This is a genomic window from Salinimicrobium catena (assembly GCF_900102915.1).
GTDB classification, from domain to species: Bacteria; Bacteroidota; Bacteroidia; order Flavobacteriales; family Flavobacteriaceae; genus Salinimicrobium; species Salinimicrobium catena.
In genome coordinates, this window is sequence record NZ_FNGG01000021.1 from 1 (window position 1) to 8,419 (window position 8,419).

The 8,419-nt window shown below is 46.2% G+C and carries 8 protein-coding genes; 2 read left to right on the plus strand and 6 right to left on the minus strand.

Features of this window, described 5'->3' with window-relative positions:
- Both BLS64_RS14890 and BLS64_RS14895 read left to right on the plus strand, forming a co-directional pair.
- A partial coding sequence (locus BLS64_RS14890) for an integrase core domain-containing protein (protein WP_143019351.1) occupies nucleotides 1-257 on the plus strand: 257 nt, incomplete at its 5' end.
- A 122-nt stretch (nucleotides 258-379) separates the two neighbouring features.
- Complete coding sequence (locus BLS64_RS14895; protein ID WP_093114537.1) at nucleotides 380-1,723, plus strand: FAD-dependent oxidoreductase; 1,344 nt, start codon at nucleotides 380-382, stop codon at nucleotides 1,721-1,723.
- A 156-nt stretch (nucleotides 1,724-1,879) separates the two neighbouring features.
- Here BLS64_RS14895 and BLS64_RS14900 read toward each other — a convergent pair whose 3' ends face one another.
- From BLS64_RS14900 to BLS64_RS14925, 6 genes are all read right to left on the minus strand, one after another.
- Nucleotides 1,880-2,179, minus strand: a complete 300-nt coding sequence (locus tag BLS64_RS14900; protein WP_093114538.1) for a GIY-YIG nuclease family protein — start codon at nucleotides 2,177-2,179, stop codon at nucleotides 1,880-1,882.
- Between the two features lie 759 nt (nucleotides 2,180-2,938).
- Nucleotides 2,939-4,426 carry a potassium/proton antiporter gene (locus BLS64_RS14905; RefSeq protein ID WP_093114520.1) on the minus strand — a complete coding sequence of 496 codons (1,488 nt, stop codon included), beginning with the start codon at nucleotides 4,424-4,426 and terminating at the stop codon, nucleotides 2,939-2,941.
- A gap of 46 nt (nucleotides 4,427-4,472) precedes the next feature.
- Complete coding sequence (gene msrA, locus BLS64_RS14910; protein ID WP_093114521.1) at nucleotides 4,473-5,135, minus strand: peptide-methionine (S)-S-oxide reductase MsrA; 663 nt, start codon at nucleotides 5,133-5,135, stop codon at nucleotides 4,473-4,475.
- 3 nt (nucleotides 5,136-5,138) lie between these two features.
- On the minus strand, nucleotides 5,139-5,693 hold the full coding sequence (locus tag BLS64_RS14915; protein ID WP_093114522.1) for a hypothetical protein: 555 nt from the start codon (nucleotides 5,691-5,693) through the stop codon (nucleotides 5,139-5,141).
- 630 nt (nucleotides 5,694-6,323) lie between these two features.
- Nucleotides 6,324-7,103, minus strand: coding sequence for a zinc ribbon domain-containing protein (locus BLS64_RS14920; protein ID WP_093114523.1), 780 nt, complete (start codon nucleotides 7,101-7,103; stop codon nucleotides 6,324-6,326).
- 2 nt (nucleotides 7,104-7,105) lie between these two features.
- The gene (locus tag BLS64_RS14925) at nucleotides 7,106-8,200 is read right to left on the minus strand and encodes a Nif3-like dinuclear metal center hexameric protein (RefSeq protein WP_093114524.1); all 1,095 of its coding nucleotides are present in this window, start codon (nucleotides 8,198-8,200) and stop codon (nucleotides 7,106-7,108) included.
- Between the last annotated feature and the right edge of the window lie 219 nt (nucleotides 8,201-8,419).

Genomic DNA, 8,419 nt, shown 5'->3' on the forward strand with positions numbered 1-8,419 from the left:
TTACCAGAGGATTATTACGAAATAGTATGTGTGATAATGTGTATGAAAATCCACATGCAGAAAGGATCAATGGGACCATAAAAAATAGCTACTTGAAAGGCTATAATCCCATTGATTTTAATAGTCTAAATAGAAAATTAAGTAAGGCTGTCTATATGTATAACCATGAAAAACCTCATAGCTCTATAAATCATTTTACTCCGGTAGAATATGAAGGTAAAAAGAGAAAAGAATTAATAACTTTAAACTTCCATTAAATAGGATTAATAACAACTTCGAAAATGGTCAACCCTATTTAGGACTCCACAAACCGACAACCGACAACTGAGAACTGAAAACTGAGAACTGAGAACCGACAATAATTCGTACTTTCGCCCTCATGCAGCATTCTAAGAACATTGCCGTAGTGGGATCGGGGCTTGTGGGGTCGCTTCTGGCCCTGCACCTGAAACAGAAAGGCCATAACGTTACTGTTTTTGACCGTCGGCCCGATGTGCGGATGGTAGAATTTTCGGGCCGTTCCATCAACCTGGCCATGTCAAACCGCGGCTGGAAGGCCTTAAGGCAGGCGGGTATAGAGGAAGAGGTGCGAAAACTCGCCATTCCGCTGTATCAAAGGGCGATGCACGTTAACAGCAGTCCGGTGTATTTTCAGAAATACGGAAAGGAAGGAGAGGCTATTTACTCCATTTCCCGCGGAGTGTTGAACCGTAAAATGATCGACCTGGCCGAGGCTGCCGGGGTGGAGTTCAGATTTGAAGAGAAGGTGTGGGATGTGGATCTTTCCGAAGCAAAACTTTTTACCGGCGACAGCGAAAAAGGGGAGTGGAAGGAGTACGACTTTGATCTGATCTTTGGTGCCGATGGCGCTTTTTCAAGAGTGCGGCATAAAATGCAGCGTCAAAGCCGGTTCAATTATTCCCAGCATTTTATAGATGTGGGATACAAGGAGCTGCGCATTCCTGCTAATGCCGATGGCAGCCATAAACTCGACAGGAATTCTTTTCACATCTGGCCCCGCGGAGAGTTCATGCTCATTGCCATGCCCAACCTGGATGGCAGTTTTACCTGTACGCTTTTTCTGCCGTTTGAAGGGGAGCATTCTTTTGAAAGACTGACCACTGAAGCTGAAGCGGAAAAATTCTTCAGTGAGCATTTTCCAGATATTAAGGACGAGATATCGAATCTGACCCGGGACTTTTTCCGGAATCCCACCAGCGCGCTGGTGACCGTAAAATGTTTTCCCTGGACCTATTATGACAAGATCGCTCTGGTTGGTGACGCCGCCCATGCCGTGGTGCCGTTTTACGGACAGGGAATGAATGCCGGCTTTGAGGATATATCTGAACTGGGTCGCCTGGAAGAGGAGCATGTTGATGACTGGGAAGCCATTTTCAGGGAATATCAGACCCTTCGAAAACCCAACGCCGATGCCATTGCCGAGCTCAGCTACCGCAATTTTCTCGAAATGAGCAGCAAAACCGCCGATCCTGATTTCCTCCTTCGGAAAAAGATCGAAAAGAAGTTCGCCGCCAAACATCCCGATCTGTGGAAGCCTTTGTATTCGCGGGTTACCTTTTCAGATAAGCCTTATGCCGAAGCTTTAAAAATAGGGGAAGAGCAGGCCGCTATTATGGATGAGGTCATGGCCCTGCCAAACATCGCTGAAAAATGGGATTCTGAAGAGGTGGAGCAGAAAATGATCTCGCTTTTGAAGGGGTAATGTCTGTTGCACGTTGCCGGTTTTACGGTACGGGCATTTTATCTAGTCATTTCGAAGGAGGTACGACTGAGAAATCTCACGAAATGAAGCAGAAATTAACTTTAACTGAATAAAGGTTGTATAATTTATCTTCTAAACTCAGCTTGTAATTGATTATTAAAATACATCTGAGTTCAAAAACTCCCAGTTTGGATTGAAATCCGAAATTAATTTATTCTTTTTCTCTCGTCGCCACTTTTTGATTTCTTTCTCTCTTTGAATAGCTTCAGAAGGAGTTGCGAATCCTTCATAGTAGACCAAATAATAACAATTGTATCTTCCAGCAAATGACCTTCGAAAATGTTCACTGTCGAAATAGTGCTGTGCAATCCGACGCTGGATATTATTGGTTACTCCAATGTATAATGTTGATTTATTCTTGTTAGTGACAATGTATAGGAAGTAATCGTACAGCATGATCTAATTTAGAGAAAACCTGCGCCATTTCATGAGATCTCTCAATCCCATCTCCCGATTACCATCGGCAGATGCTCATTTCGAGATGACTCATGTTTGAGACGAGAATGAAAAAAACAAACCTCAAACAATCCCTTCCGGCTCCTCCCGAAACGTCGGGATAGGGCCGGGGAAGAACGGAAAAAGAGATCTCTCAATCCCATCTCCCGATTACCATCGGCAGATGCTCATTTCGAGATGACTCATGTTTGAGACGAGAATGAAAAAAACAAACCTCAAACAATCCCTTCCGGCTCCTCCCGAAACGTCGGGATAGGGCCGGGGAAGAACGGAAAAAGAGATCTCTCAATCCCATCTCCCGGTTATCATCGGCAGATGCTCATTTCGAGATGACTCATGTTTGAGACGAGAATAAAAAAAACAAACCTCAAACAATCCCTTCCGGATCCTCCCGAAACGTCGGGATAGTCCCGATAGCTATCGGGAGGGGCAAAACGGAAAAAGAGATCTCTCAATCCCATCTTTCGATTATCATCGGCAGATGCTCATTTCGAGATGACTCAGTTCGGCACGGGTTGTCATTTCGAAGGAGGTACGACTGAGAAATCTCACTAATCGGCGACAAAAAGTGATTGCGATTGCAATAAGGTCATTTGGTGATGACTATTCTTTGATTTAGTAGAGTCCTCCACCAACAACAAACCACAAACCACAAACAAAATTCCACCGTCTACCGTCTACCGACTAATGACTAACCACCTACTCCTCATCCACCTCTGTTTCCATATCAAGCTGCAGACTGTCGTAAACGGCTTCCACACTTCTCTCGTCTTCCATGAGCACGATGAGGGTGTCTTCTTCTTCGATTCGGGTGGCGCCGTTGGGCGTGAGGAATTTGCCGTTGCGCGAGATCATGGCGATAATGGCCTTCCGCGGAAAATGCAGGTCTACGATCCTTTTTCCGACGGAAAAATTATCTGAAGGGATCGTTATTTCCCGGATAAGCGATTTGGCGCCATCAGATAGAAAAGTATCAACGGGCGACTTGGGTTTTACCTTCCCCGGCAGGGCCACGTGCAGCCATTTGGCCACGGTGGTAAGCGTGGTGCCCTGTACTAGTACCGAAGAAAGCGATACGAAGAAGACCACATTGAAGATCATTTCGGCTTTTTCAACCCCTGCTAGCAGCGGATAAGTTGCGAACACGATGGGTACGGCCCCTCTGAGTCCGACCCAGGAAACATACCAGCGCCGCCGCATTTTCATCCTAAAGAAGGAGAGGCTGAGCAGCACTCCCAGGGGCCGCGCCACCAGGATCAGAAATCCGGAAATAAGCATCCCTATTCCAAGTACTTCGATCACATGGCTTGGATAGACCAGTAAACCGAGCGTGAGGAAGAGCACGATCTGCATGAGCCAGGCCACCCCGTCATAAAAGCGCATGATGGTCTTCTTATGGATGAGGTCCTGGTTGCCAAGGTAAACTCCACTGAGGTAGACCGCTAAAAATCCATTTCCGCCAAGCGCGTCTGTCGCCGAAAAAATAATGAACATTAAGGCTATTGCCAATACGGGGTAGAGTCCTTCAAAATCAAGACTGATCTTGTTGATGATCATTTTGCTCAGCTTTCCGAAGAGAAATCCGAGGGCGAGACCTATCAATATCTGTTGCAGGAACAGTGGGATGATCGAGAGCAGGCTCTGGTCCTGATTGACCACCAGCCCCAGGAAGGCGATGGTGAGGAAATAGGCCATGGGGTCATTACTCCCGCTTTCCAGCTCCAGCACCGGCCGTAAATTCCTTTTTAAGGCCAGGTTTTTGGAACGCAGAATGGAAAATACTGCTGCCGCATCTGTAGAGGACACGATGGCTCCCAGGAGCAGTCCTTCATAAATGGTGAAATCGGTTAGCGCCCACACGAAGGTGCCTACAGCCAGGGATGTAAAAAGTACTCCCAGGGTGCTTAGAGAAATTCCCTGCCACAGTACGGGTTTAATGCTCTTCCAGCTGGTGTCAAGCCCTCCCGAGAACAGGATGAAATTGAGCGAGACAATGCCTATGAACTGTGCCAGCTGCGGATCGTCAAAGTGTATACCCCCAATGCCTTCAGAGCCCGCAAGCATTCCTACCGAAAGGAATAAGATCAGGATAGGCACCCCAAACCTGTAAGAAGTTTTTCCTGCCAAGATACTGATGAGGAGCAAAATTGATCCGATCAAAATGACATTTTCAATGGTAATGTTCATGGCAGGAAAGGCAGCTTTAGATTAGCAAAGAAAATGAATTTATTTTTTAATGCGCGTCTTCCTTTAACAGCTGCGGAAACTTTCTTTTGAACCTCTCTATGCGGGGAATCGAGACATTGCGGATGTATGGGTCATTGGGATTGTTCTTCTCGTAATTCTGATGGTAGGCTTCCGCTTTCCAGAATTTCTGAAAGGGAAGCACCTCTACCGCCAGGGACTTGCTGTAATCTTTGGCGATCTCTTCCATTTTTTGCTGAATGATCTTCTTTTCCGCCTCGTTCTGATAGAAGATGATGGAGCGGTATTGCGAACCGATATCCGGACCCTGCCCGTTCTTCTGGGTAGGATCCATGGAGCCGAAGTAGACTTCGGTCAGGGTCTCGAAGTCGATCACCTGCGGATCATAGATGACCTCCACGGCCTCTGCATGGCCTGTTCTGCCGGTGTTGCTCTCCTCGTAGGTCGGATTTTTAGTATGTCCGCCGGAATAGCCTGATACGGCTTCTTTCACGCCTTTTACGCTTTCAAATACGGCTTCCACGCACCAGAAACAGCCGCTGGCGAAGTAAGCCCGTTCCAGCCCGTCCTGTGCGCTGACTTCAACGGGGTCGGCATTGGCGATCTCGGGGCGGGTAGCTTTCTCTGCGGTATTGTCCTTACAGCCGGTAGTAAAGCTGAAGAGGAGCGATAAGGCGAAAATGAGTTTCATGGGCTATTCTTTCTTATAGGTTCCTTCGAGGGTTTTCTTGCCATAAATGGCATAATCTGTCGCGATCTTTCCATTGGTGGAAAAACCTTTCCAGTCCAGTTTCGCGCTTCCGTCGGGCTGAAATTCTATCGAAGCGATAGGCATATCAGTATCGAATTCATTCCACGGCATCTTTCTTTCAGGATCAATATCGCGTGAGGGGCCAACAAGATAAAGGTCCGCGGTATTTTCACCAGTTTTCTGGCATCGGGCGCTGATGTACACCTTGTCCTTCACGATACACCATTCCGTAGGCCCGTCAAAGGAAATGTCAATACAGTTGCAGTTACAATCCGTTGCCGGCTGGTCTTTGACCATTTTTCGATATTTTCCATTTAGAGTAGCCACTGTTTTTGGTTCTTCCTTTTCGGTTTGCACAGCGTCCCGTTCTTTCTGAATATTCCCCGGAGGAAGAGACTCTGTCGGTTGGTCGTTTTCTGAATAATCCTTGGTAGACTTCTTGTCTTCTTCACATGAGGCGAAAAGGACTAACAGAAATATTAAAAAATACTTTTTCATATCAGTAGGTTTTGCCCTATAAAGGTAGTTCTTCCTGAAATGTTTTATGTGAAAGGGATGTTAATCAGTTGACTGGGGGTTGGTTAATTGGGGAATGGTTGGTCTCGATACTAATTTGATCCTGTTACCACAGTCACAAATTCACTCGACCTGACGGGGATTGGTTAATTGGGGAATGGTTAATTGGGGAATGGTTGTTCACGATACTAATTTGATCCTGTTACCACAGTCACAAATTCACTCGACCTGACGGGGATTGGTTAATTGGGGAATGGTTGTTCTCGATCCAAATTTGATCTTTCCATCACTTCGAGCCTGCCCTGCCGCTTCTCGATACAATTTCTCCTTCTCTTTCGCTCAGGAGAAAACACTCGAAGTGACGGCAGGCCGAGCAAATCTGAATTCCCGAATTTCCAAGCTCCAAGCGTGAAAATTTAACCGGCCGAAGTTTTTGATTAGGCGGGCCAAACCACAAACCTCAAGCCATGAACAACAAACAACGAATCCTCCTCCTTCGCTCGTTCCAAACTTCAGAGGACAAGCAAACCATAAACAACGAACCACAAACCAGGAACAAAAAAACCCCTCACTCTCGTGAAGGGTCTGCTATTTCTCTGAATTATTCCCGCTTTAGAAGCTTGAGAAGAATTCGTTCATTTTTTCTTTCTCCTCTTTTGCAAGATCCTCGTCTACAAGGATACGTCCGCTGTGCTCATCGGTAATGATCTTTCTGCGGCCGGCGATCTCCATTTGCACCTGTGGCGGAATGGTGAAGAAAGAACCTCCCGAAGCACCTCTTTCAATAGGTACCACGGCCAATCCGTTCTTTACGTTTGATCTGATCCTTTTGTAGGCTTTTACAAGGCGCTCTTCGATCTGCTTTTCGAACTCCTTTGACTTCTCGATAAGGGCTTTTTCTTCCTTTTCGGTCTCGGAAAGGATCTCATTCAGTTCGCTTTTCTTATGGTTAAGGTGATTCTTACGTTCCTCAAGACGCTCCCTGGTCTGCTCGATCACCTCTTTCTTCTGTTCGATCTGAGCCTTATATTCTTTGATCTGCTTCTCGGCCAGTTCTATTTCAAGTTCCTGAAACTCTACTTCCTTAGAAAGGGCGTTGAATTCGCGGTTGTTGCGAACGTTCTTTTGTTGCTCTGTATATTTCTTGATCGAAGCCTTTGCATCTTCGATTAGGTTTTTCTTGGTATTGATGTCCTGATCGATCACTTCAAGATCGGCATCCAGTTTTTCCAAACGGGTATTTAAGCCGGCTACTTCATCTTCCAAATCTTCTACCTCCAGCGGAAGTTCACCTCGTACATTTCTTATCTCATCCACGCGGGAATCTATAAGTTGAAGATCGTACAACGCTCTTAACTTCTCTTCTACAGTAACATCGGTTTTTTTTGCCATAGTTAAAAATACTTGATAGGATTGGTATCTGTGTGTGTTAAAACGACTGCAAAATTAGCAAATTTTTTATTAAGATAAGAACCTAATAGATTTTTTGTATACTGCTCGCTTTCATAGTGCCCAATGTCTGCCAGCACCAGTTTTCCCTCGGCTTTATAGAAGTCGTGGTACTTCAGATCGGCGGTGAGGTATATATCTGCACCCGCGCTTTTGGCTTTTTCGATGGCAAAACTGCCGCTGCCGCCAAGCACGGCTACTTTTTTTATCTTTTTTCCGAGGAGTGCCGAATGCCTTATAGAACCCGGGCCGAATGTACCCTTTACAAGGTTCAGAAAAGCATTTTCCTCCATTTCCTGTTCCAGTTCACCTATCATTCCTATGCCTATGTGCTGGTTCACATTTTCAAGGCTGGTGACCTCGTAGGCCACTTCTTCGTAAGGATGACTTTCAAAAAGGGCTTTTAGGACCGCTTTTTCAAGATGCTTCGGAAAGGTAATACCTATCTGGGTTTCCTCTTCAAAATGGGTTTTTCCCCGTTCTCCTATGACCGGATTGGAATCCTCGTTTCCTTTAAAAGAGCCGCTGCCGTTAAGGCTGAAACTGCAATTGTCGTAGTTCCCGATGCTTCCCGCACCTGCTGCGAACAAGGCCTCTCTCACATTTTCTGCATCGGCCTTAGGCACGAAGGTGAGTAACTTTTTGATCGTCTTTTGTTGCGGAACCAGGATCTTTCGGTTTACCAGGTTCAGCTCCTCGCAGATCCTGTCATTCACCCCTCTAAAATGATTGTCCAGCGCGGTATGAATGGCATAGATGGCGATGTCGTTCTTAATGGCTTTAAGGACGGCTCTTTCCACGTAATTTCTGCCTGTAAGGCTTTTTAACCCCGAAAAGATGATGGGGTGAAAACTAACGATGAGGTTGCAATTCTTATCAATGGCCTCGTCTACCACTTCTTCAATGGTATCGAGCGTAACCAGGGCGCCGGTGGCTTCCCATTCAGGCGAGCCTGTCAACAGCCCCACATTGTCGAAATCTTCGGCGTAACTGAGTGGCGCGAGTTCTTCAAGGGCGGCAATAATTTCTTTTATCTGCATAGGTCGGATTTATTCGGAAGAATTCAAAGATAGGAAATAGTCGTTAGTCTGTAGTCAAGAGTTTTTTACTCCACAAACCACAAACCACAAGCAATCCTCCTTCGCTCCTCGGGAGCTTCGGAGGATAGGCAAGATCACTCCGTCACTCGGTCACAGCGTCACTCGAAGGAGGAGATCTCTCGTCGCTGTTTTTCCCTTTCGGTCAAATCAGCTCTGTCG

Excerpts from the sequence above, each read along its gene's own strand:
- BLS64_RS14895 (WP_093114537.1), top strand. The coding sequence starts at position 380 with ATGCAGCATTCTAAGAACATTGCCGTAGTGGGATCGGGGCTTGTGGGG.
- BLS64_RS14900 (WP_093114538.1), bottom strand. The coding sequence starts at position 2,179 with ATGCTGTACGATTACTTCCTATACATTGTCACTAACAAGAATAAATCA.
- BLS64_RS14905 (WP_093114520.1), bottom strand. The coding sequence starts at position 4,426 with ATGAACATTACCATTGAAAATGTCATTTTGATCGGATCAATTTTGCTC.
- msrA (WP_093114521.1), bottom strand. The coding sequence starts at position 5,135 with ATGAAACTCATTTTCGCCTTATCGCTCCTCTTCAGCTTTACTACCGGC.
- BLS64_RS14915 (WP_093114522.1), bottom strand. The coding sequence starts at position 5,693 with ATGAAAAAGTATTTTTTAATATTTCTGTTAGTCCTTTTCGCCTCATGT.
- BLS64_RS14920 (WP_093114523.1), bottom strand. The coding sequence starts at position 7,103 with ATGGCAAAAAAAACCGATGTTACTGTAGAAGAGAAGTTAAGAGCGTTG.
- BLS64_RS14925 (WP_093114524.1), bottom strand. The coding sequence starts at position 8,200 with ATGCAGATAAAAGAAATTATTGCCGCCCTTGAAGAACTCGCGCCACTC.